We start from the raw sequence: 23,083 nt of genomic DNA, 5'->3' as shown, positions 1-23,083 counted from the left end.
GGTTACCTCAGGCCCCCTTGGCCGCGGTGCGGACCAGGACGAGGCCGCCGTTCGGACCGGGAACCGCGCCCTTGATGAGCAGCAGACCCTTCTCCGCGTCAACGGCGTGGACGGTCAGGTTCTGGGTGGTGACCCGCTCGTTGCCCATGCGGCCCGCCATGCGCTGGCCCTTGAACACACGACCCGGGGTGGCGCAGCCGCCGATGGAACCGGGCATGCGGTGCACACGCTTGGCACCGTGCGAGGAGTTGTTGCCCTTGAAGTTGTGGCGCTTCATGACGCCGCTGAAGCCCTTGCCCTTGCTCTTCGCGGTCACGTCGACCTTCACGCCGGCCTCGAACACCTCGGCGGTGACTTCCTGGCCCAGCGTGTACTCGGAGGCGTCCGCGGTGCGGATCTCGACGAGGTGACGACGGGGGGTGACGTCGGCCTTGGCGAAGTGGCCCTTGAGGGGCTTGTTCACCTTGCGCGGGTCGATCTCACCGAACGCGATCTGGACGGACTCGTAGCCGTCGGCGTCGTTCGTACGGACCTGGGTGACGACATTGGGCCCGGCCTTGAGCACGGTGACGGGAACAACGCGGTTGTTCTCGTCCCACACCTGCGTCATGCCGAGCTTCTCGCCCAGGATGCCCTTGATCTGCTTGGTCATCTCTCAGATCACCGGCCCTCAGAGCTTGATCTCGATGTCGACACCGGCCGGGAGGTCGAGTCGCATCAGGGAGTCAACGGTCTTGGGCGTCGGGTCGAGGATGTCGATCAGGCGCTTGTGCGTGCGCATCTCGAAGTGCTCGCGCGCGTCCTTGTACTTGTGCGGCGACTTGATGACGCAGTACACGTTCTTCTCAGTGGGCAGCGGCACCGGGCCCGCGACCGACGCACCAGTACGCGTCACCGTCTCGACGATCTTCTTCGCCGAGGAGTCGATGACTTCGTGGTCGTAGGCCTTGAGCCGGATGCGGATCTTCTGTCCCGCCATGGCTGCTTCGTAGTCCTGTCTCTAGTAACGCTCCGGAACCCGATGGTTTGCCTGCTCTGTCACTCACCCTCCCCTCCTCCGACCCACGCGGTCGGGCGTGTCGCGCTCCCGTCGACATGAATGTCCCTTGTCGGAACTTCCCTGCGTGGGAGTGCGGGCCCTTCCGGAACCGCGGGCGGGGGCGAGAGGCCCACCGGGCGCCTGGTCTGCACCCCGCTGACACTTCCCGGAAGATTCCCGTACGTCCGCCCCTACATCTCTCGATGTAATGCATGGGACGACGAGTACTGTGGGACTCGCTTCCGGTCCCCCCGGCGGGGGGCGCACAGCATCGGCACTCGACCGAGCAACCCCGTTAGTCTGCCACAGCGGGCAGCGGCCTGGCCAATCGGGCCGGAGAGAATACCCCGAGGGCGACGCAGACCAAACACTGATCGCCCCAGGTCGGGGGCGGAGCCCTGTAACCCTGATCATGACAGGCATGTCGAACACTTCACGGCGCAGCGTGCTCGCCGTCTTCGCCGCCTCCGCCGCCTCGCTCCCGCTGGCCGGCACGGCCACCGCACCGGCCCATGCCGCCGGTGCGACCTCACCGGCCGAGCTGCTCGCGGCTCCGGCGGGACTGGGTTCCGCCCCCTCCTCCGTCACGATGGCGCCGCTGGACGCCACCCACTTCATCCGCGAGACGCTGCGGTCGCCCCTCACCGCGACCGTGCTGCCGGGCACCCCGGCCCGCACCGAGATCACCTCGGACGGCAGACGCGTCGCCCTCCTGACGCGCGGCGCCCGAACCGTGCTGCTGCCGGGGCCCGAGCGGACGTTCACGGAGAACAAGAGACCCTTCGACGACGTCTTCTATCGCACCCTGCCCGACCTCGACCTCCCCGCGGACAAGCGCTCGTACTGGGGCAGTTCCCCGGGCGGCGGCAGCTGGTCCACCCTCGGTCCCGTCGACTCCGACTACTCGACGGTGCGGGGAACCGGGGGGCGGGGCACCGGCGTCATCAACCTGACCACCGCCAACGCCAGCCGCCACGCCAGCGTCCGTGACGACGCCGTCACCGACGTGGACGTCCAGTCCGTCGCACGCTTCGACAAGGTGCCCACCGGAGAGGCCTGCTCCTACGCGCTGTCCTTCGGCTACCTGGACCCCCGCAACAACTACCGGGCCCGGCTGTCCTTCGTCACCTCCGGCGCGGTGCAACTGAGGGTGGAGAAGGAGGTCGAGGACGCCGTCACCCAGCTGACCCCGGCCCTCACCCTCGCCACGACCGTGCCCGCGGGCACGGACTGGACGATCCGCGTGCGCCGCGAGGGCAGCCGGATCCGGGTCAAGGCCTGGCCGTCCACCATCTCCCAGCCGTCCGGCTGGGAGGTCGACGTGAACGACTCGGCCCTCGGCGCCGGACGGGTCGGCCTGCGCGCGCTGGCCAACCAGGGCTGCACCAGCCTGCCGATGAAGCTGCTCGTCAGCCGCTTCCGAGTGACCGAGGGCACCTGGGCCGAACCCCCGACCGTCACGCACGGGGACTGGGTGCGGGTGCTGCCCGAGCCCTTCGACGGGAACTGGACGCCGGAGCTGGAGAGCACCATCCGTGCCTGGTCCGGCTCCACCGCGCCGGACGTCCTGGCCTACGCGGCCATGTTCCTGCCCGGCGCCCCCGCGGTGATCTCCGGCTCCGGACCGGCGGCGGGCAAGAAGGTCCTGGGCGCGGCGAAGTACGGCTACTCGAACGAGCGGGGCCACCGCGTCGAGGGCGCCGACTTCCACGAGTACATGGACACCGGCTGGACCTTCCCCGACGGCACCTACAGGGGTCCGGACAGCGACGAGGACAGCGATCAGAGGAACTCCCTCGACTGCTCGGGCTACACGCGCATGGTGTACGGCTACCACATGGGGGTGCCGATGGCCGCGAGGGCGGACACCTCCGGCACCCGGATACCCCGGATCTCCCGCGACATGGCCGACCACACCCCGGGGGTGCGCATCGCCCGCACCGACGGGACGAACCCGCCCGCGGCGGCGCAGCTCCAGCCGGGTGATCTCGTGCTGTTCAACGCGGACTCGGGCGACGACGGCCCCACGGCCACGGCGGACCACGTAGGCATCCACCTCGGCACGGACACGGACGGCAAGCGCCGCTTCCTGTCCAGCCGCAAGACGATCGACGGCCCCACCATGTCGGACCTGGGAGGCGCGTCCCACCTGGACGGCACGGGCACGTACGCCCGGACCCTGCACACCGTCCACCGCATCTGACGTCCCCGCCGGCGCTGCCGGGCCTCACGCCGTACCTGCTCCCGGTCGTCCGGGAGCGCGGGTACGGGAGCGGGTACGGGAGCGGGTCGCCCCCGCTCGTACGGCCGCCGACCGGCGAGACCGTCCCGAGCCGGTGATCGGGACGTCCCCGCCGAAGCCCTCGGCCATGCAACCGCATTACAGCGCGCCCGACTTCCAGGCGTCCGCCGCCGCTTTCCGCAGGAACGTGGTGTACGTGTCCCGGTGCGGCTCCCATTCCGGTTGCCGGCGCAGGCGTTCGGTGACCATCCGGTGGATCGAGTCGTCCCGCGACTCCGGCCGGACGTCGAAATCCCACCAGGACTCCGGCGTCTTGATCCGGAAACCGCCGCGCTCGACGGTCAGCGCCTCCGCGCAGCGGGCCACGACGCCGCACTCCCCCGTTCACGGTTCGATGATCCGCGCCGGCATCGTCCCGCTGTTCGATGCGGCTCCGTGGTGGGGAGGGCTCGGTCCTCGGTCTCGCCCCTCAGTTCGGCTTGGCGACGGTGAGGAGGACGGCCGCGTCCTCCAGGGCCTCCAGGGCGTGCCGGGCCGGCGGGATGACGATCAGGTCGCCGTCTCTGCCCTCCCACGCGGTGTCGCCGCTGGTGAGGCGGACCCGGCCGCGCAGCACCAGCAGGGTCGCCTCGCCGGGGTTCTCGTGCTCGGCGAGGGAGGTGCCGGAGGTCAGGGCGAGGAGGGTCTGGCGCAGGGTGTGCTCGTGGCCGCCGTAGACCGTGCTCGCGCTGCGGCCGGTGGAGGCGGCGGCAGCGCGTTCCAGGTGTTCGCGGGCGAGGGCGTCGAGGGAGAGCTTCTGCATGGGTCCGAGTCTCCACGGCCGGGCCGTGCGGGCGCCAGGGCCATGTGGGGTACTCCGGTACTCCCCCGGTCCGAGCGTCCGAGCGGGGGAAGGGCCTTCGCCCTCCCCCCGCCGGTGACGGTCCGGCACCGTCAGATGACGCCCTGCGCCAGCACCGCGTCCGCGACCCGCTCGAAGCCGGCGATGTTCGCGCCCGTGACGTAGTCGCCGGGGGCGCCGTAGCGCTCGGCGGTCTCGGCGCAGGTGCGGTGGATGTCGGTCATGATGCGGGCCAGCTCGTTCTCGACCTGGTCGGCCTTCCACGTCGTACGCGACGCGTTCTGCGTCATTTCCAGGGCGCTGACCGCGACCCCGCCCGCGTTGGCGGCCTTGCCGGGGCCGAAGGCGACTCCGGCCTGCTGGAGGAGCTGCACGGCCTTCGGTGTCGTGGGCATGTTCGCGCCCTCCGAGACGGCCTTCACGCCGTTGCGGACGAGCGTGGCGGCCGCGTCCTCGTCCAGCTCGTTCTGCGTGGCCGACGGGAGGGCGATGTCGGCCGGGACCTCCCAGACCCGCCCGCCGGGCACGAACCGCGCGGAGGAGCCGCGCCGCTCGGCGTACGTGCCCACCCGGCCGCGCTCGACCTCCTTGATCTGGCAGAGCAGCTCCAGGTCGATGCCCTTCTCGTCGACGACGTAGCCGCTGGAGTCGGAGCAGGTCACCGGGTTGGCGCCGAGGGCGATGAGCTTCTGGATGGTGTAGAGCGCGACGTTTCCGGAGCCGGAGACCACCGCGGTCTGGCCCTCGAGGTCCTCGCCGCGCTCGTGCAGCATCGCCTCGGCGAACAGCACGTTGCCGTACCCGGTCGCCTCCGGCCGGATCAGCGAGCCGCCCCAGCCGGCGCGCTTGCCGGTCAGGACGCCGCCCTCCCAGCGGTTGGTGATCCGCCGGTACTGGCCGAACAGGTAGCCGATCTCGCGCGCGCCGACGCCGATGTCGCCCGCGGGGACGTCGGTGTACTCGCCGATGTGCCGGTACAGCTCCGTCATGAAGGACTGGCAGAAGCGCATGACCTCCGCGTCGCTGCGGCCCTGCGGGTCGAAGTCGCTGCCGCCCTTGCCGCCGCCGATGCCGAGGCCGGTCAGCGCGTTCTTGAAGACCTGCTCGAAGCCGAGGAACTTGATGATCCCCAGGTTCACCGAGGGGTGGAAGCGCAGGCCGCCCTTGTACGGGCCCAGGGCGCTGTTGTATTCGATCCGGATTCCGCGATTGACGTGAACGCAACCCTGGTCGTCCTGCCACGGCACCCGGAAGATGATCTGCCGCTCCGGCTCGATCAGCCGCTCGACGAGCCCCGGGTCCCGGTACTCGGAGCGCGCCGCGAGCGCCGGTCCGAGGCTGTCCAGCACCTCGCGTGCGGCCTGGTGGAACTCGGGTTCGGCCGGATTGCGGCGGACGATTTCGGCATGCAGGTGGGCGAGCGCTGTGCTGCGGTCGGGTCGTGAGGTCACGGGGTCCCTTTCTGGCGCGGCTGACACCGGAGCGAGCCCGGTGATGGGCGCGCGGCGCCATTGCCTCGCGCGGGGACGGCGACTGCCCGGGGGGCTTCGGCACAGCAGTCGACCCTTCAGTGTTACTCATGTGTTAAGCGGAAGGCCAAGGGCCCCGCACGATTGTCCGCCATTCGAGACCCTTCGCGCGGAATATGGGACAGCGGCCCGGCGCTCGACTTCCCCCTCGCCGCCCCTTCACCACGCGTAGCCGATCGGCCACAACTCACGCCAGATCGCGACAGGAGCCCCCGGTGAGCCAAACGCATGATTCGCACTTTCGAGCATCACCACGTCATACCGGGCACCCATGGTCGGCGCCCCGTCCCATGCCCACACCCGCCGAAAACCGTGAACACTTCCCCAAGAAGTGTTCACGACCCGCTCATCCGAGTCCCACCTCAACAGAGTCGGCCGAAATGCTCACACAATCCCGGCAGCCCCCTCCCCCTTGCCCCAGCGCCCCTCCAGATCACCGTCGGCCAAGAGACGGGCAACACCCCCTTCGGCAGAGACAAGTCGATATACGACTGGCGTGATACAAGAACCCGGCTGCGGGAGGTCTGCGAAGCTCGCAGGGGGTCAGGGCGTAGCGGGCCAGAACTGCACGAGATGCCGCTCCACGCCCTGACCACCGGCCTGCCCGACGACCCCCTGCGCCGCCCCGCCGCCCTCCTCGCCCACCGCCTCACCTCCCAGTTGCCGCCTCCACCCCCGTTCCGTGCCCCGGCCGACCCACCCGCCGAGTGGCACCGCATGCGGAACCGCGACGGCTGCGACCGCGGCTTCCGCGCCCCCGAAACCGAGGCCCGCTGCCCCGACTGCCGAACGGCAACAAGCGGGGAAAACATCGCGGGACCGTCTGGCCGTGCCTTCTCACACACCCGTTGAGCAGGAGAAACACACTTCGATGTTCGCGTCTCAGCACCCCGACCGGCTCGGACGGCCACCCTGGCCGGCGCACTCCCGAAAGGACTCCATGAGCGCACAGGCCGACCACGGACACGAGCTGGTTCCCCGCCCCGAACAGACCCCCGACGCCTTGCGGGCCGCGCTCACCACCGTCGATCCGGGGCGCCTGCCGGAGATGCAGCGGACCAAGGACGAAGCCTTCGCCAAGGCCGTGGAGTGACAGTCCCTCAGCCCGGTACGGAGCTGGGCCCTGACCTGGGCCAGGAACATCGAGATCGCCCGTCGCACCGACCTCACCGTCCGCCATGCCCGCGCCGAGGGCAACCTCGAACACGAGGACGCGACGGTTGCTCGCGAGGCTCTGCCGGAGCTGAGCGCCGTCCTCGACGAGACCCTGAAGGCAGTACACACTTGAAGCTGGGCCTATGCCTGGGCCTGGGGGTACGCCTTCGACGCGGAGGAAGCCTCCCGTAGCGTTGCGTCCTCACCTCCCTCACCGTCCTCGCCGTCCTCACGCACCTGGACAACGCCTGACACGCCTCGGCCCCACCGCAGAATGTTGCCGCTGCTCGGAAGATGCGTGGCGCCGTGTGGGAGTCGTACCCGCAAAATCAGGCCAGCAGGATCAGGCCCGCAGATACGCCAGGACCGCCAGCACCCTGCGGTGGGTCTCGGCCGCCGGGGGCAGGTCGAGCTTGGTGAGGATGCTGCCGATGTGCTTGCCCACGGCCGCCTCGGAGACGACGAGTTCACGGGCGATGGCGCCGTTGGACCTGCCCTCCGCGATCAGGGCCAGCACCTCCCGCTCTCGCGGGCTGAGCCGCTCCAGGGGGTCCCGGCGGCGGCGCAGCAACTGGCGTACCACCTCCGGGTCGACGACCGTGCCGCCGTCCGCGACCTCGGCCAGCGCGTCGACGAACTCCTCGACCTGGCCGACGCGGTCCTTCAGCAGGTAGCCGACGCCCGTGCCGTCTCCGGAGTCCAGCAGTTCGACGGCGTACGCCCGCTGCACGTACTGGCTGAGGACGAGGACGGGCAGGGCGGGGCGCTTCTCCCGCAGCCGTACCGCCGCGTGCAGGCCCTCGTCCTGGAAGCCGGGCGGCATGCGGACGTCCGTCACGACGATGTCCGGGGCGTGTTCCTCCACGGCGGCAACGAGCCCCTCCGCGTCGCCCACAGCCACCACGACCTCGTGGCCGAAGCGGGTGAGCAGGCCGGTCAGGCCGTCCCGCAGCAGCACACTGTCCTCGGCCAGTACTACGCGAAGCGTTCGGTCCACTCGCAAGGAATCTCCACGCACAACAGGGTCGGGCCGCCCGGCGGGCTGGACAGGGAGAGTCTGCCATCCAGGACGGACACCCGGTCGGCGAGTCCGGTCAGTCCACTGCCCGCCCCGGCCTCGGCGCCGCCCCGGCCGTCGTCGCGGATCTCCAGGAACAGCCGGCCGTCGCGGTGCCCGCCGGTCACCTCCGCGCGGTCGGCGCCGCTGTGCCTGGCCGTGTTGGCGAGGGCCTCGCAGACCACGAAGTAGGCGGCGGCCTCGACCGCTTGGGGCAGCCGCCCGGACAGCTCCACACGGACGTCGACGGGGACGACGGACCGGTCGGCGGCATCGTCCACGGCCGCCTTGAGGCCGTAGTCGGCGAGTACCTTGGGGTGGATGCCGTGGATCAGCTCACGCAGTTCCTCCAGCGCCTTGCCCGCCTCCCCGTGGGCCTTGGCCAGCTGGTCGGCGAGAGGGCCGGGCGGGGCGTCGAGGCGGGCCAGGCCGAGGGCCATCGTCAGGGCGACGAGGCGCTGTTGGGCGCCGTCGTGCAGGTCGCGTTCGATCCGGCGCCGTTCGGCTTCGAAGGCATCCACCAACCGCACGCGGGACCGGGTGAGTTCGACGACCCTGACGCCCAGGTCGCCGCCGCGCGGGGCGACCAGGACGCGGGTGAGTTCGGCCCGCGCGCCCGCCGCCAGGCCCAGCGCGTAGGCGCCCAGGGCGAGGAGCAGCAGGCCCAGCACCGCCATGCCGAACGCGGTCGGCCAGGTGGTGACCGTCCACTGCTTGAGCACCTTCGCCTCTTCGCCCTCGCCGACGGTGGCCATCAGCACCGGCGTGGCGACCGTGGAGAGCGGTAGGGCCAGGGCGGCGGTGACGACGAGGGCGTCCACCGGCCAGAGCAGGACGGCGAACAGCAGGGCGTAGCCGAGCTCCCGCCAGGTCGCCCGCTCCCGCAGCCGGGTGGTCAGCCAGGCCCACAGGCCCGCGGCGGTGGGCTGCAGGTGCCGGCCGGGTGCTGGATCACGGTCGACCAGACGCAGGCGCCACCGTTCCACCTGGGCGACGGGGATGCCCGCAAGGGCGGTGAGGACCAGCAGCGGCAGACCCACCACGACGACGGCGAGGACACCGCCGGCGGCAGCCGCGGCCACGATCCCCACCAGGGTCACCGCACCGGCCACCGCCCCGGTCACCAGGTAGGCGGCCGCACGCCACGGCCACGCCGACAGCAGGAAGCCGGGGCCGGACACGGCCTGCCACACATTCCGAGGGTGCATGCGGATCACCGTAGAACTGCCGCGTACGGCGGGCCATCGGGCCAGGGGGCCTCCCCGGGGTAGGGCCGGCCCTACCCCGGTTCTCGCCCCTGCCGCACTGCGCCGGGATGATCGCAGACGGTTTCGTGGGGTCATCGACAAAGGAGCCGCCCGCCGGATGCGCGGGAGGCCCGGCACCCGACGAGTGGGGACGAATGAACGACGACGCGATCCGGTTGCGCTCCGTCAGCAGACGGTACGGGTCGGGCGACAGCGCGGTGACGGCCCTCGACGAGGTCTCTCTCGCCTTCCCCCGGGGCACTTTCACCGCCGTGATGGGCCCCTCCGGCTCAGGCAAGTCGACCCTCCTGCAGTGCGCCGCCGGTCTGGACCGGCCCACGTCGGGATCGGTCGTCGTCGGCGGCACCGAGCTGACCGGGCTGAGCGAGAGGAGGCTCACTCTGCTGCGCCGTGAGCACATCGGGTTCGTGTTCCAGGCGTTCAACCTGCTGCCGTCGCTGACCGCCGAGCAGAACGTGGCGCTCCCCCTGCGCCTGGCCGGCCGCCGCCCCTCCCGGGCCCGGGTGTGCGAGGCGCTCGCGCGGGTCGGCCTCGGCGACCGGGCCCGGCACCGGCCCACGGAGATGTCCGGCGGCCAGCAACAACGCGTTGCCTTGGCCCGCGCGCTGATCACCCGCCCCGAGGTGCTGTTCGGTGACGAGCCGACCGGCGCCCTGGACTCGCGGACCGGCCGCGAGGTGCTGGCGTTGCTGCGCGACATGGTCGACCGCGAGGGGCAGACCGTCATCATGGTCACGCACGACCCGGTGGCCGCCTCCTACGCCGACCGCGTGGTCTTCCTCGTCGACGGCCGGGTCCACGGCGAACTGGCCGGGGCCGGAGCCGACGGCATCGCCGCGCACCTGACCCGGCTGGAGACCGTTCCGTGCTGAGCGTCACCCTGTGCACCCTGCGCACCCGCTGGACCACCTTCGCCGGCAGCTTCGTCGCGCTGTCGCTGGGTGTCGCACTGCTCGTCGTCATGGGGCTGGCCCTGGCCTCCTCGCTGGACGCGCCGAACCGCGCGCCGGAGCGGTTCGCCGCCGCGCCGGTCGTGGTCCGGGGCCAGGACACCCTGCGGGTGCCGACGCCGATCGGCGACCGTACGCGGGAGCTCGCACAGCCGCGTGCCGTGCCCGCCGGGACGGTCTCGAAGCTGGAGAAGCTCGGCCGGGTCGTCCAGGACCGGTCCTTCGCGGTACGCGCCGAGGACGCGCCCGGTGTCCTGGTGGGTCACCCGTGGTCCACCGCCGCGTTCGCCCCGTACGGGATCGCGGCGGGCCGCGCTCCTCGCACGGCCGACGAGGTCGTCGTCACCGGCGGCTGGGCCGAGCCGGGCGAGCGGGTCCGCACGGACCGGGGCACCGTACGGGTCGTGGGCACCGTGCCCGACCGCGGCTTCGAGGACGCCGTCTTCTACACCGACGCGCGCGCCGCCCGGCTCTCCCCGCTCAGCGTGCAGCTGGTCGTCGACGCGGACGCGCCCGCGGTGCGGGACGCGGTGCGGGACGCGGTGCGCGGCAGCGCGGGCGTGCGGGTGCTCACCGGGGACGACCGCCGGTACGCCGACGCAGACCCCGACCGGGACAGCGAGGCGCTGACCGCGATGAACTCCCTGTTCGGCACGGCCGGCGGCGTCACCACGTTCGTCTCGGTGTTCGTCGTGGCGTCCACGTTCGCCTTCGCGGTCGCCCAGCGGCGGCGGGAGTTCGGGCTGCTGCGCACGGCCGGGGCGACACCGGGGCAGATCCGCAGGATGGTGCTGGCCGAAGCCCTCGGGGTCGGCGTGCTCGCCTCCGCGGCCGGCTGTGTGCTCGGCTCGTACGGCGCGCCGCACCTGGCCGCGTGGGTGGTCGACGGCGGACTGGCACCGGCCTGGTTCACCATCGGCGACCACACCTGGCCCTACCACATGGCCTTCTGGACAGGGCTTCTCGTCGCCCTGTGCGGCGTGATCGCGGCCTCCTGGCGGGCCGGCCGGACCAGCCCCGTCCAGGCACTGCGGGAAGCCTCCGTGGACACCAGGGCCATGACCTGGGGCCGGTGGCTGTCCGGCGCGGGGCTGCTGCTGACCGCCCTGGTGACGCTCGGCATCGCCCTGGCCGACGACCCCGGCGACCTGCTGCACCGCAAGACCTATGTGACCCGGCCGATGCTGCTGATCACCGCGGTGGCGCTGCTCGCGCCGGCCCTGATGCGTCCACTGACCCGGCTGCCGGCCTGGCTGCCGGCCCAACTGCCCGGTGCGGCGGGCATGCTGGTGCGCGAGAACGCGGCCGCCGGAGCGCGCCGTACGGCCGCGATCGCGGCACCCGTGCTGGTGACGGTCGCCCTCGCGGGCTCACTGCTCGGCGCCACCGCGACCCTGAACGAGGCCAAGGTCACCGAGACGCGCGAGCGGATCACCGCCGCCTTCGTGGTCACTGCGCCGGACGGCGCGGGCTTCGACGCGCGGACCGTGGAACGGCTGCGCGCCGTGCCCGGCGCCGAGGTGTCACCGACCTCGGCGAGCGCGGTGTACGTCCTCGAGGAGGGCACGGTCCTCCTCGAGTCCGACGCACGCGCCGCCGTCCCCGAGGCCCTGGCCGCCACCACCCGACTGCCGCTCGCCGCGGGGAAGGTGTCCGACCTCGACGACGGTTCGATCATCGTCAACGAGGAGTGGGAACGACACTCCCCCGGCCGGAACGTGCGGGTGTGGCTCGGGGACGGCACCGAAAAGACGCTGCGGATCGCCGCGGTGATGACCACCGGCACCGGTGACAACGGCGTCTACGTCACTCCCGCCAACGCTCCCGGCGCTCCCGTCGACCGGGTGGACGTGGCTCTGGCCGACGGCGCCGACACCGGGGCCATGGCTGCCGGGCTGCGCGAGGCGGCGCGGGCGGCCGGCGGACAGGTGCTCGGTAAGGACGAATGGGTCGCGGCCACCTCTCCGGAGACCAACCGTCCGACCCGGCTCGGCCTTCTGCTGGTCCTCGGCATCGCCCTGCTCTACACCGGCATCTCCCTGGTCAACACCATGGTGATGGCGACTTCCGACCGGGGCCCTGACCTGGCGGTGCTACGGCTGGCCGGAGCCACCAACGGGCAGGTGCTGCGGCTGGTCGGTGCCGAGTCACTGATGGTCGTGGGGGTCGGCGCGCTCCTGGGACTGGTCGTCGCCGGAGTCAACCTGGCCGGGATGTGGGCGGCGTTGGGGCTGCTCTCGGTGCGCCCCGTACTCGAACTGCCCTGGGCGACGATCGGCGCGGTAGTGGCCGCCTGCGCGTTCCTCGCGGTGCTCGCGTCGGTCGCCCCGGCCTGCCTGGTCCTGCGGCGTCGTGCGGTGGAACTCGCGGGCATCCGTGAATGACCGCCATGCGACACCTCGCTGCCGCGCCGCCGGACCTCCCGCCCTACGCGGTCTCTGGGTCCCCATCCGGCGCGAACAGCTCTGTCGCCGCTGTGGCCGTGATCGCCCGCATGAACCAGACATCCAGCACGCCCAGATCACCGCACCCGGCGATACGCTCCCGCTCCTCCTCCGACACCTCGACCCCCCGGCCGTCGAGCAGCCGCAGGATGTCCTCCACCCGGCCCTCCGCCCGGCCCTCGTCACGGCCCTCCGCCCGGAGCCTCTGAGCAGTCTCCGACTGGAAGAAAGAGAGGTCGACAGCCATCAGGTGCCTCCAGAGATCCGCGGCCGGCGTCTTGCCGAGGCCTTGTTCGGTGAGTTCGATGAAGGTGCCCGCGGTGTCCTCGTCGTCGGCCGACAAGCCCTTCAGTGCCTTTGCCAGCGCATTCAGTATGGCATCGGCGTCCGGATCCCGGCGGTGCAGCGCCGCCGACAGGACCGTGAGCGGAATGTCGCGAGCGGCCTCTTCGGGGCTGGCGATCACCGGCAGACTGTCCGGCCCCAGGACCAGAGGACGCAAGGTGAGCGAGGGCCACTGCGGCGGGCCGATGTCGACCTGCCGGGCCGCCCAGGCCGCGGTGGACCGGTCCGCGCAGACGACGAGGAGGACCGGGGGAATGCCGTACTTGGCGTACAGGTGGGAGAGGTAGTACGCCCAGTTCGCGGGTTTGTCGGGGGCCCGTTTCCCCTGGGACTCGACCGCCAGGATGAACTCGCCGTCCTCGGTGTCCATCCTCAGCAGCGTGTCCACCCGCCGCTCCATCGGACGGTTCTCCGTGAGGTCGGTGGGAAGCGGGGAGGCGGAAACAGGCGGCGGAAAGAAAACACCGAGCCCTCTGACGGCACGGGCGAAGAGGCCCGGATCCTCTTGGAAGATCCGGTGCAAGGCCTCATGGGATGAGCTGAGCATGATCCGAAACTAGGGCCGTGTCCCGCTCTACAGCGCGCATATGCCAACTCTTCCCGCGGTCGAGTGACAGTCAGGACACGGAGGTTGACACCACCGGCCACCGGCGACACGAAAGGGCCCGCACGACCGAAGTCGTGCGGGCCCTCTCAGGTGCTCGCAGAAGAGCTACCAGGTCGATCGGCAAGCAGCCGGAGCTTACTTGTTGATCTTGGTGACCTGGCCAGCGCCCACGGTCCGGCCACCCTCACGGATGGCGAACTTCAGGCCCTCTTCCATGGCGATCGGCTGGATGAGCTCCACCTTCATCTCGGTGTTGTCACCCGGCATGACCATCTCGGTGCCCTCGGGGAGGGTCACGACGCCGGTCACGTCCGTCGTACGGAAGTAGAACTGCGGGCGGTAGTTGTTGAAGAAGGGGGTGTGACGGCCACCCTCGTCCTTCGACAGGATGTAGGCCTGGGCCTCGAACTCGGTGTGCGGGGTGACCGAACCGGGCTTGATGATGACCTGGCCGCGCTCGACGTCCTCGCGCTTGATGCCGCGGAGCAGCAGACCGACGTTCTCACCGGCCTGGCCCTCGTCGAGCAGCTTGCGGAACATCTCGATACCGGTGACCGTGGTGGTGGTCTTGTCCTGCTTGATACCGATGATGTCGACGGTCTCGTTGACCTTCAGGACACCACGCTCGATACGGCCGGTGACGACCGTACCGCGACCGGTGATCGTGAAGACGTCCTCGATCGGCATGAGGAACGGCTTGTCGACGTCACGCTCGGGCTGCGGGATGGCCTCGTCCACGGCCTTCATCAGGTCGAGGACGGTGTTGCCCCACTCCTTGTCGCCCTCGAGCGCCTTCAGCGCCGAGACCTTGACGACCGGAACGTCGTCGCCCGGGAACTCGTACTCGGAGAGCAGCTCACGGACCTCGAGCTCGACGAGCTCCAGGATCTCCTCGTCGTCCACCATGTCGGCCTTGTTCAGGGCGACGACAATGTACGGAACACCGACCTGGCGGGCCAGGAGCACGTGCTCCTTGGTCTGCGGCATCGGGCCGTCGGTGGCGGCGACCACGAGGATGGCGCCGTCCATCTGCGCCGCACCCGTGATCATGTTCTTGATGTAGTCCGCGTGACCGGGGCAGTCGACGTGGGCGTAGTGACGCGACTCGGTCTGGTACTCGACGTGCGAGATCGAGATCGTGATACCACGCTGACGCTCTTCGGGCGCCTTGTCGATCATGTCGAAGGCCGAGGCCTCGTTCAGGTCAGGGTACGCGTCGTGCAGCACCTTGGTAATGGCGGCCGTGAGGGTCGTCTTACCGTGGTCGATGTGACCGATGGTGCCGATGTTGACGTGCGGCTTAGTCCGCTCGAACTTCGCCTTCGCCACTGGGGTCCTCCTGTGGAGTGGTTCTGTACGCCTTACTCATCGGCGCCAGGTGATCTTTGCTGGAAAGCCCGGGGCCGGGGGCATTCCACCGGTTCGCGGTGAAATGCCCCAAGCAGGCTCCGGGGTCAAGCCTAAAGCGTGTGAACGGAGACCGTTACTCGCCCTTGGCCTTCGCGATGATCTCCTCGGCGACGTTCCGCGGAACCTCGGCGTAGGAGTCGAACTGCATCGAGTAGCTTGCGCGACCCGACGTCTTGCTGCGGAGGTCCCCGACGTAGCCGAACATCTCCGACAGGGGCACGAGCCCCTTCACGACACGAGCACCCGCGCGCTCGTCCATGGCCTGGATCTGGCCACGGCGGGAGTTGATGTCACCGATGACCTCACCCATGTAGTCCTCGGGCGTGGTGACCTCGACGGCCATCATCGGCTCGAGGAGCACGGGCGAAGCCTTGCGCGCGGCCTCCTTGAAGGCCTGCGAACCGGCGATCTTGAAGGCGAGCTCGGAGGAGTCCACCTCGTGGTAGCCACCGTCGATGAGCGTGACGCGAACGCCCGTCATCTCGTAGCCGGCGAGGATACCGAACTGCATGGCCTCCTGCGCGCCGGCGTCCACCGAAGGAATGTACTCCTTCGGGATGCGGCCACCGGTCACCTTGTTCACGAACTCGTACGAGGCGTCGCCGCCCTCGATGGGCTCGATCGCGATCTGCACCTTGGCGAACTGACCGGTACCACCGGTCTGCTTCTTGTGGGTGTAGTCCACGCGCTCGACGGCCTTGCGGATCGTCTCACGGTAGGCGACCTGCGGCTTACCGACGTTGGCCTCGACCTTGAACTCACGGCGCATACGGTCGACCAGCACCTCGAGGTGCAGCTCGCCCATACCACCGATGATGGTCTGGCCGGTCTCCTCGTCCGAGTGGACCTGGAAGGACGGGTCCTCCTCGGCCAGGCGCTGGATCGCGACGCCCAGCTTCTCCTGGTCACCCTTCGACTTGGGCTCGATGGCGACCTGGATGACCGGCGCCGGGAAGTCCATGGACTCCAGGATCACCGGCTGCTTGTCGTCGGACAGCGTCTCACCGGTGGTGGTCTGCTTCAGGCCCATGACGGCGACGATGTCACCGGCGCCCACCGACGCGATCTCCTCACGCTTGTTCGCGTGCATGCGGTAGATCTTGCCGATGCGCTCCTTCTTGCCCTTGACGGAGTTCAGCACGGCGGTGCCGGACTCCAGGCGGCCCGAGTAGACCCGGACGTAGGTGAGCTTGCCGAGGTGCGGGTCGCTCGCGATCTTGAACGCGAGGGCCGACAGCGGCTCGTCCTCGGACGGCTTGCGCTTGATCACTACCTCGGGGTCCTTGACGTCGTGGCCCTCGATGGCCTCGATGTCGAGCGGGGTCGGGAGGTAGCGCACGACCGCGTCGAGCAGGGGCTGGACGCCCTTGTTCTTGAACGCGGTGCCGCAGAACACCGGGGTGACCGTGGTGTCGCTGGACTTGCCGGACGCGATGGTGATGCGACGGATCGCGGCGTGCAGCTGCTCCTCGGTGGGCTCCTGGCCCTCCAGGTACAGCTCCATGATCTCTTCGTCGTTCTCCGCGACGGCCTCGATCAGCTTGCCGTGCCACTCCTCGGCGGCCTCGGCGTGCGTGGCCGGGATGTCGACGACGTCGTACATCTCGCCCTTGGCGGCCTCGGCGGACCACACGAACGCCTTCATGCGGACCAGGTCCACGACGCCGTTGAAGTCGGCCTCGGCACCGATCGGCAGCTGCATGACCAGCGGCTGCGCGCCCAGGCGGTCCTTGATCATGTCGACGCAGCGGTGGAACTCCGCGCCGGTACGGTCAAGCTTGTTGACGAAGCAGATACGCGGCACGCCGTAACGGTCGGCCTGACGCCACACCGTCTCGGACTGCGGCTCGACACCGGCGACACCGTCGAACACGGTCACGGCACCGTCGAGCACGCGCAGGGAGCGCTCCACCTCTACGGTGAAGTCGACGTGCCCCGGGGTGTCGATGATGTTGATCGTGTAGTCGTTGTCCTCGAGCGGCCAGTGACAGGTGGTCGCAGCAGAGGTGATCGTGATGCCACGCTCCTGCTCCTGCTCCATCCAGTCCATCGTGGCGGAACCCTCGTGGGTCTCGCCGATCTTGTACGACACGCCGGTGTAGAACAGGATCCGCTCGGTGGTGGTCGTCTTGCCCGCGTCGATGTGGGCCATGATCCCGATATTGCGGACATGGGCCAGGTCAAGTGAAGTAGTAGCCATAAGGCTTCGGTCTTCTCTCGGTCTCGATGTGGGTAGCGACTACCAGCGGTAGTGCGCGAAGGCCTTGTTGGACTCGGCCATCTTGTGCGTGTCCTCGCGCTTCTTCACCGCGGCACCGAGGCCGTTGCTGGCGTCGAGGAGTTCGTTGAGCAGACGCTCGGTCATGGTCTTCTCGCGACGGGCGCGGGAGTAACCCACCAGCCAGCGCAGCGCCAGGGTGTTGGCACGGCCGGGCTTGACCTCGATCGGCACCTGGTAGGTGGCGCCACCGACACGGCGGGACTTGACCTCGAGGGTCGGCTTGATGTTCTCGAGCGCGCGCTTCAGCGTGATGACCGGGTCGTTGCCGGTCTTCTCGCGAAGGCCCTCCATGGCGCCGTAGACGATGCGCTCGGCGGTGGAGCGCTTACCGTTCATCAGCACCTTGTTGATGAGCGACGTGACAAGAGGAGAACCGTAGACCGGGTCGATGATGACCGGGCGCTTCGGGGCGGGGCCCTTACGAGGCATTCTTACTTCTCCTTCTTGGCGCCGTAGCGGCTGCGGGCCTGCTTGCGGTTCTTGACACCCTGAGTGTCGAGCGAACCGCGGATGATCTTGTAGCGAACACCCGGCAGGTCCTTCACACGGCCGCCGCGCACGAGCACGATGGAGTGCTCCTGCAGGTTGTGTCCCTCACCCGGAATGTAAGCAGTGACCTCGATACCGCTGGTCAGACGCACACGCGCGACCTTGCGCAGGGCCGAGTTCGGCTTCTTCGGGGTGGTCGTGAACACGCGCGTGCAGACGCCACGACGCTGGGGCGAACCCTCGAGCGCGGGCGTCTTGTTCTTCTCGACCTTGTCCTGCCGGCCCTTCCGGACCAGCTGCTGGATCGTAGGCACTACTTCTCCGGTTTCTGTGTGCCGAATGGTGAAGCTAACCTGGAACATTCACCGACCCACGCGGTCGGGTGTGTCGAATCTCGCGGACTCCCGCCGCACGGCAGGAAGAAACGCATGATCGCGATGGCCGTTCACAGCCCCCGATACGGGTGATGGCACGCACGGAGACCAGGGCACACCCCAGGCACAAGGTCTGAGCGTACCTATAGCATTGGCTGCGGTCAAAACAAATGGGCCCTCACCCCATCGCCGCGCGAAGCGAGTGAAGCCCGAACACGGGTAATGATCTTCGAATGGGCGGTCTCCGGCCCTTCGGTCCCCCACCGGACGCCGGCCATACATCGCCCACACGTCGGCCGGATCCCAGCCACACGCCGACCGGGCTTCCCCTACACGCCGGCGGCCAGGATCATCAGCATGATCAGCAGGGCCCAGCCGACCGTGGACAGCCAGCCGAGCACCAGCCCGGTCAGCGCGTACGTGTCGCCGGCGTCGCCCGTCCGCCGGATCTCCGCGCGGGCCGTGTGTCCGAGGATCACAGCCGGAATGCCGGTCAGGCCACCCGTCGCCAGGCACAGCACCCCGCACACCATGGCCCCGACCGCCTTCTCGTTGGTCTTCGGCGGTCGGGGCAGGAACGTCGCCGGCGCCATGGGAGCGACGTACTGCACCGGCGCGGTCTGCGGTACGGGGCCCTGCGGCAGATCGGACACCAGCAGCGCCAGATCCGCCACCGTGCGCGCCTGGTAGGCCCGGGCCACCCGCCGCTCGAGCTCCTGCTGGTCCAGCCGGCCCTCGGCGAACCCGGCGCGGAGCACGTCCACGGTGCGCTCCCGGTCCGCGTGGGAGGCCAGCATCGGAGGCCCGCCCTGCGGCGGTCCGCCCGGCCCTACCGGCCCTACCGGTCCCCCAGGTCCGCCCCACGGCTGCGGAACACCCCGCCCCTGCCAGGGCTGCCACGACGGATACGGCGACTGCGACACCAGGTACCTCCCCCGACTGCACACGTCATCCCATCATGCGCCCCCGCGACGCCTTCCGGCACCGCAGCGCGTCACGAAACCGGTACAGGTCATGAGAACGCCGCAGGGGCGGCCACCCCGTACGAAACGGGAGTGACCGCCCCTGCGGTACGTCGGGCGACTCGCTTACTGGTTGTACGGACCGTAGTCGTAGTCCTCCAGCGGAACGGCCTGGCCGGAGCCCGTGCCGAACGGCGAGTAGTCGATGTCGTCGTAACCGACGGCCGAGTACATCGCGGCCTTGGCCTCCTCGGTCGGCTCGACCCGGATGTTGCGGTAACGGGACAGACCCGTACCGGCCGGGATGAGCTTACCGATGATGACGTTCTCCTTGAGGCCGATCAGGGAGTCGGACTTGGCGTTGATCGCCGCGTCCGTGAGGACCCTGGTCGTCTCCTGGAAGGACGCCGCCGACAGCCACGACTCGGTCGCCAGCGAGGCCTTGGTGATACCCATCAGCTGCGGACGGCCGGAAGCGGGGTGACCGCCCTCCTGCACCACACGACGGTTCTCGGTCTCGAACTTCGACCGCTCGACCAGCTCGCCGGGCAGCAGCTCGGCGTCGCCGGACTCGATGATCGTCACCCGGCGGAGCATCTGCCGGATGATGATCTCGATGTGCTTGTCGTGGATCGACACGCCCTGCGAGTTGTAGACCTTCTGAACCTCGCCGACCAGGTGGACCTGGACGGCCCGCTGACCCAGGATGCGCAGCACGTCGTGCGGGTTGGTGGCACCCACGGTGAGCTTCTGGCCCACCTCGACGTGATCGCCCTCACCGACCAGCAGACGGGCACGCTTCGAGATCGGGAACGCCGTCTCGTCGCTGCCGTCGTCCGGGGTGACGACGAGCTTCTTCGTCTTCTCGGTCTCCTCGATCCGGACGCGGCCGGCCGCCTCGGAGATCGGGGCGACACCCTTCGGGGTACGGGCCTCGAAGAGCTCGACGACACGCGGCAGACCCTGGGTGATGTCGTCACCGGCCACACCACCGGTGTGGAAGGTACGCATCGTCAGCTGGGTACCGGGCTCACCGATGGACTGGGCGGCGATGATGCCGACCGCCTCACCGATGTCGACCAGCTTGCCGGTGGCCAGCGAACGGCCGTAGCACATGGCGCAGGTGCCGACGGCGGACTCGCAGGTCAGGATCGAACGGGTCTTGACCTCCTCGACGCCGTGGTGCACCAGCTGATCGATGAGCACGTCGCCGAGGTCCACGTTGGCCGGCGCGATCACCTTGCCGTCGATGACGACGTCCTCGGCGAGCATGCGGGCGTACACGCTGGTCTCGACGTCGTCCGCCTTGCGCAGCGTCCCGTCGGCGTCGCGCCTGGCGATCCGCAGCTTCAGACCGCGCTCGGTGCCGCAGTCCTCCTCGCGGATGATGACGTCCTGGGAGACGTCGACCAGACGACGGGTGAGGTAACCCGAGTCGGCGGTACGCAGAGCGGTGTCCGCCAGACCCTTACGGGCACCGTGCGTGGAGATGAAGTACTCCAGCACGGACAGACCCTCACGGAACGAGGCCTTGATGGGCCGCGGGATCGTCTCGTTCTTCGCGTTCGACACCAGACCACGCATACCGGCGATCTGACGCATCTGCATCATGTTGCCTCGTGCACCCGAGTTCACCATCATGAAGATCGGGTTGGTCTTCGGGAAGTTTTCGTTCATCGCCTCGGCGACCTCGTTGGTCGCCTTGGTCCAGATCGCGATGAGTTCCTGCGTGCGCTCGTCCTTGGTGATCAGACCGCGCTCGTACTGCTTCTGGACCTTCTCGTCCTGCGCCTCGTAGCCCTTGACGATCTCCTTCTTCGCCTCGGGAACGACGACGTCGGAGATGGCCACGGTGACGCCGGAACGGGTCGCCCAGTGGAAGCCGGACGCCTTCAGGTTGTCGAGCGTCGCCGCCACGATGACCTTCGGGTAGCGCTCGGCGAGGTCGTTGACGATCTCGGAGAGCTGCTTCTTGCTGACCTCGTAGTCGACGAACGGGTAGTCCTCGGGCAGCAGCTCGTTGAAGAGCGCGCGGCCCAGCGTGGTGTTCAGCCGGAAGCTGTCACCCTGCTGCCACTCCGGCTCGCCCTCCTCGCGCGCCGGCGGCATCCAGCCACGCGGCGGGATGGTGCCGACCGGGAAGCGGACGTCGATCCTCGACTGGAGCGACAGCTCGCCCGCGTCGAAGGCCATGATCGCCTCGGCGGCCGAGGAGAAGGAACGCTCCTCGCCCTTGAGCTCGCGCATCTCGCCGTCGGTGGTGAGGAAGAACAGACCGAGGACCATGTCCTGGGTCGGCATCGTCACCGGACGACCGTCGGCGGGCTTGAGGATGTTGTTCGAGGACAGCATCAGGATGCGGGCCTCGGCCTGCGCCTCCGCGGACAGCGGCAGGTGCACGGCCATCTGGTCACCGTCGAAGTCCGCGTTGAACGCGGTGCAGACGAGCGGGTGGATCTGGATGGCCTTGCCCTCGACCAGCTGCGGCTCGAAGGCCTGGATGCCGAGGCGGTGCAGCGTGGGCGCACGGTTCAGCAGAACCGGGTGCTCCGCGATGACCTCTTCGAGCACGTCGTACACGACCGTGCGGCCGCGCTCGACCATGCGCTTGGCGCTCTTGATGTTCTGCGCGTGGTTCAGGTCGACCAGACGCTTCATCACGAACGGCTTGAACAGCTCCAGCGCCATCGCCTTCGGCAGACCGCACTGGTGCAGCTTCAGCTGCGGACCGACGACGATCACGGAACGCGCCGAGTAGTCCACGCGCTTGCCGAGCAGGTTCTGACGGAAGCGGCCCTGCTTGCCCTTGAGCATGTCGGACAGCGACTTCAGCGGACGGTTGCCGGGGCCCGTCACCGGGCGGCCGCGACGGCCGTTGTCGAAGAGCGCGTCGACGGCCTCCTGAAGCATGCGCTTCTCGTTGTTCACGATGATCTCGGGCGCGCCGAGGTCGAGAAGCCGCTTCAGGCGGTTGTTGCGGTTGATCACGCGGCGGTACAGGTCGTTCAGGTCGGAGGTCGCGAAGCGGCCACCGTCCAGCTGCACCATCGGACGCAGGTCCGGCGGGATGACCGGCACGCAGTCCAGCACCATGCCCTTGGGGCTGTTGCTGGTCTGCAGGAACGCGGAGACGACCTTGAGGCGCTTGAGCGCACGGGTCTTCTTCTGGCCCTTGCCGGTACGGATGATCTCGCGGAGACGCTCGGCCTCCTCCTCGAGGTCGAAGGACTCCAGGCGCTTCTGCAGCGCCGCGGCACCCATCGAACCGTCGAAGTACGTGCCGAAGCGGTCACGCAGCTCGCGGTAGAGCAGCTCGTCGCCCTCCAGGTCCTGGACCTTGAGGCTCTTGAACCGGTTCCACACCTCGTCGAGGCGGTCGATCTCGCGCTGCGCACGGTCGCGCAGCTGCTTCATCTCACGCTCGGCACCCTCGCGCACCTTGCGGCGCACATCGGCCTTGGCACCCTCGGCCTCGAGCGCGGCCAGGTCGGTCTCGAGCTTCTTGGCCCGGGCCTCCAGGTCGGCGTCGCGACGGTTCTCCACCTGCTGACGCTCGACGGAGACATGCGCCTCCAGCGAGGGCAGGTCGCGGGTGCGGCGCTCCTCGTCGACGAACGTGATCATGTACGCCGCGAAGTAGATGACCTTCTCCAGGTCCTTCGGGGCGAGGTCGAGCAGGTAGCCGAGGCGCGACGGAACGCCCTTGAAGTACCAGATGTGCGTGACGGGCGCGGCGAGCTCGATGTGGCCCATCCGCTCACGGCGCACCTTGGCGCGCGTGACCTCGACGCCACAGCGCTCACAGATGATGCCCTTGAAGCGGACACGCTTGTACTTGCCGCAGTAGCACTCCCAGTCCCGGGTCGGACCGAAGATCTTCTCGCAGAAGAGTCCGTCCTTCTCGGGCTTGAGGGTGCGGTAGTTGATGGTCTCGGGCTTCTTGACCTCGCCGTGGCTCCACTGACGGATGTCGTCCGCGGTGGCCAGGCCGATCCGGAGCTCATCGAAGAAGTTGACGTCGAGCACTATGCGTCAATCCCTCTCAGGGTTGTAAGTCATGGGGTCTGATACGGGGGTCCTGGGGCCGGCC

The 23,083-nt window shown here is 69.3% G+C and carries 16 protein-coding genes and 2 pseudogenes; 4 read left to right on the top strand and 14 right to left on the bottom strand.

Features of this window, described 5'->3' with window-relative positions:
- Nucleotides 1-7: 7 nt before the first annotated feature.
- Together rplC and rpsJ are read right to left on the bottom strand one after the other, a co-directional pair.
- Nucleotides 8-652 (bottom strand): 50S ribosomal protein L3, encoded by a 645-nt coding sequence (gene rplC, locus ACFYQA_RS00870; protein ID WP_326754270.1) that lies wholly within the window; start codon nucleotides 650-652, stop codon nucleotides 8-10.
- 18 nt (nucleotides 653-670) lie between these two features.
- Entirely contained in the window at nucleotides 671-979 is a 309-nt protein-coding gene (gene rpsJ / locus ACFYQA_RS00865) for a 30S ribosomal protein S10 (protein WP_014054162.1), read from the bottom strand.
- Between the two features lie 481 nt (nucleotides 980-1,460).
- Between rpsJ and ACFYQA_RS00860 the strand changes: the two genes are divergently transcribed.
- Nucleotides 1,461-3,242, top strand: coding sequence for an NlpC/P60 family protein (locus ACFYQA_RS00860; RefSeq protein ID WP_388909664.1), 1,782 nt, complete (start codon nucleotides 1,461-1,463; stop codon nucleotides 3,240-3,242).
- Nucleotides 3,243-3,318: 76 nt separating this feature from the next.
- Here ACFYQA_RS00860 and ACFYQA_RS00855 read toward each other — a convergent pair.
- The 3 genes and pseudogenes from ACFYQA_RS00855 to gdhA form a co-directional block, all read right to left on the bottom strand.
- A pseudogene (locus ACFYQA_RS00855) lies at nucleotides 3,319-3,647 on the bottom strand (hypothetical protein); the annotation flags it as partial.
- Between the two features lie 103 nt (nucleotides 3,648-3,750).
- Entirely contained in the window at nucleotides 3,751-4,083 is a 333-nt protein-coding gene (locus ACFYQA_RS00850) for a cupin domain-containing protein (RefSeq protein ID WP_388909661.1), read from the bottom strand.
- A 131-nt stretch (nucleotides 4,084-4,214) separates the two neighbouring features.
- Nucleotides 4,215-5,573: an NADP-specific glutamate dehydrogenase gene (gene gdhA, locus ACFYQA_RS00845; RefSeq protein ID WP_388909658.1), complete on the bottom strand. Its 1,359-nt coding sequence runs from the start codon at nucleotides 5,571-5,573 to the stop codon at nucleotides 4,215-4,217.
- A gap of 1,018 nt (nucleotides 5,574-6,591) precedes the next feature.
- Between gdhA and ACFYQA_RS00840 the strand changes: the two are divergent.
- Nucleotides 6,592-6,939: pseudogene (locus tag ACFYQA_RS00840) on the top strand (hypothetical protein).
- A gap of 210 nt (nucleotides 6,940-7,149) precedes the next feature.
- Here ACFYQA_RS00840 and ACFYQA_RS00835 read toward each other — a convergent pair.
- The gene (locus ACFYQA_RS00835) at nucleotides 7,150-7,809 is read right to left on the bottom strand and encodes a response regulator (RefSeq protein WP_388909655.1); all 660 of its coding nucleotides are present in this window, start codon (nucleotides 7,807-7,809) and stop codon (nucleotides 7,150-7,152) included.
- Nucleotides 7,782-9,071, bottom strand: a complete 1,290-nt coding sequence (locus ACFYQA_RS00830) for a sensor histidine kinase (RefSeq protein WP_388909652.1) — start codon at nucleotides 9,069-9,071, stop codon at nucleotides 7,782-7,784. The genes ACFYQA_RS00835 and ACFYQA_RS00830 overlap by 28 nt, the downstream gene beginning before the upstream one ends.
- A 194-nt stretch (nucleotides 9,072-9,265) precedes the next feature.
- Here ACFYQA_RS00830 and ACFYQA_RS00825 point away from each other — a divergent pair, with 194 nt between their 5' ends.
- Together ACFYQA_RS00825 and ACFYQA_RS00820 are read left to right on the top strand one after the other, a co-directional pair.
- On the top strand, nucleotides 9,266-10,003 hold the full coding sequence (locus ACFYQA_RS00825) for an ABC transporter ATP-binding protein (protein ID WP_388909649.1): 738 nt from the start codon (nucleotides 9,266-9,268) through the stop codon (nucleotides 10,001-10,003).
- Entirely contained in the window at nucleotides 9,997-12,465 is a 2,469-nt protein-coding gene (locus ACFYQA_RS00820; RefSeq protein WP_388909646.1) for an FtsX-like permease family protein, read from the top strand. The genes ACFYQA_RS00825 and ACFYQA_RS00820 overlap by 7 nt, the downstream gene beginning before the upstream one ends.
- 43 nt (nucleotides 12,466-12,508) lie before the next feature.
- Here the strand turns inward: ACFYQA_RS00820 and ACFYQA_RS00815 are convergent, their stop codons facing one another.
- From ACFYQA_RS00815 to ACFYQA_RS00785, 7 genes are all read right to left on the bottom strand, one after another.
- The gene (locus ACFYQA_RS00815) at nucleotides 12,509-13,417 is read right to left on the bottom strand and encodes a hypothetical protein (RefSeq protein WP_388909643.1); all 909 of its coding nucleotides are present in this window, start codon (nucleotides 13,415-13,417) and stop codon (nucleotides 12,509-12,511) included.
- Nucleotides 13,418-13,612: 195 nt separating this feature from the next.
- A complete protein-coding gene (tuf, locus tag ACFYQA_RS00810) occupies nucleotides 13,613-14,806 on the bottom strand; it encodes an elongation factor Tu (RefSeq protein WP_388909640.1) in 1,194 nt (397 codons plus the stop codon).
- 154 nt (nucleotides 14,807-14,960) lie between these two features.
- Nucleotides 14,961-17,087: an elongation factor G gene (gene fusA, locus ACFYQA_RS00805; RefSeq protein ID WP_388909637.1), complete on the bottom strand. Its 2,127-nt coding sequence runs from the start codon at nucleotides 17,085-17,087 to the stop codon at nucleotides 14,961-14,963.
- A 39-nt stretch (nucleotides 17,088-17,126) separates the two neighbouring features.
- Complete coding sequence (gene rpsG, locus ACFYQA_RS00800) at nucleotides 17,127-17,597, bottom strand: 30S ribosomal protein S7 (RefSeq protein WP_055597737.1); 471 nt, start codon at nucleotides 17,595-17,597, stop codon at nucleotides 17,127-17,129.
- Between the two features lie 2 nt (nucleotides 17,598-17,599).
- Entirely contained in the window at nucleotides 17,600-17,971 is a 372-nt protein-coding gene (gene rpsL, locus ACFYQA_RS00795) for a 30S ribosomal protein S12 (RefSeq protein WP_003948652.1), read from the bottom strand.
- 389 nt (nucleotides 17,972-18,360) lie between these two features.
- Nucleotides 18,361-18,828 carry a DUF1707 and DUF4190 domain-containing protein gene (locus ACFYQA_RS00790; protein WP_388909634.1) on the bottom strand — a complete coding sequence of 156 codons (468 nt, stop codon included), beginning with the start codon at nucleotides 18,826-18,828 and terminating at the stop codon, nucleotides 18,361-18,363.
- A gap of 291 nt (nucleotides 18,829-19,119) precedes the next feature.
- Entirely contained in the window at nucleotides 19,120-23,019 is a 3,900-nt protein-coding gene (locus ACFYQA_RS00785; protein WP_388909631.1) for a DNA-directed RNA polymerase subunit beta', read from the bottom strand.
- Between the last annotated feature and the right edge of the window lie 64 nt (nucleotides 23,020-23,083).

This window comes from Streptomyces sp. NPDC005774, assembly GCF_042871645.1.
Lineage (GTDB): Bacteria > Actinomycetota > Actinomycetes > Streptomycetales > Streptomycetaceae > Streptomyces > Streptomyces pratens.
The sequence above is the reverse complement of the archived record's forward strand: the minus strand, read 5'-3'. Positions and strand labels throughout refer to the sequence as shown.

Coding starts and splice junctions, on each gene's coding strand:
- rpsJ (WP_014054162.1), bottom strand. CDS start 979: ATGGCGGGACAGAAGATCCGCATCCGGCTCAAGGCCTACGACCACGAA.
- ACFYQA_RS00825 (WP_388909649.1), top strand. CDS start 9,266: ATGAACGACGACGCGATCCGGTTGCGCTCCGTCAGCAGACGGTACGGG.
- fusA (WP_388909637.1), bottom strand. CDS start 17,087: ATGGCTACTACTTCACTTGACCTGGCCCATGTCCGCAATATCGGGATC.
- ACFYQA_RS00830 (WP_388909652.1), bottom strand. CDS start 9,071: ATGCACCCTCGGAATGTGTGGCAGGCCGTGTCCGGCCCCGGCTTCCTG.
- ACFYQA_RS00815 (WP_388909643.1), bottom strand. CDS start 13,417: ATGCTCAGCTCATCCCATGAGGCCTTGCACCGGATCTTCCAAGAGGAT.
- ACFYQA_RS00860 (WP_388909664.1), top strand. CDS start 1,461: ATGTCGAACACTTCACGGCGCAGCGTGCTCGCCGTCTTCGCCGCCTCC.
- ACFYQA_RS00790 (WP_388909634.1), bottom strand. CDS start 18,828: ATGCTGGCCTCCCACGCGGACCGGGAGCGCACCGTGGACGTGCTCCGC.
- ACFYQA_RS00850 (WP_388909661.1), bottom strand. CDS start 4,083: ATGCAGAAGCTCTCCCTCGACGCCCTCGCCCGCGAACACCTGGAACGC.
- rpsG (WP_055597737.1), bottom strand. CDS start 17,597: ATGCCTCGTAAGGGCCCCGCCCCGAAGCGCCCGGTCATCATCGACCCG.
- rplC (WP_326754270.1), bottom strand. CDS start 652: ATGACCAAGCAGATCAAGGGCATCCTGGGCGAGAAGCTCGGCATGACG.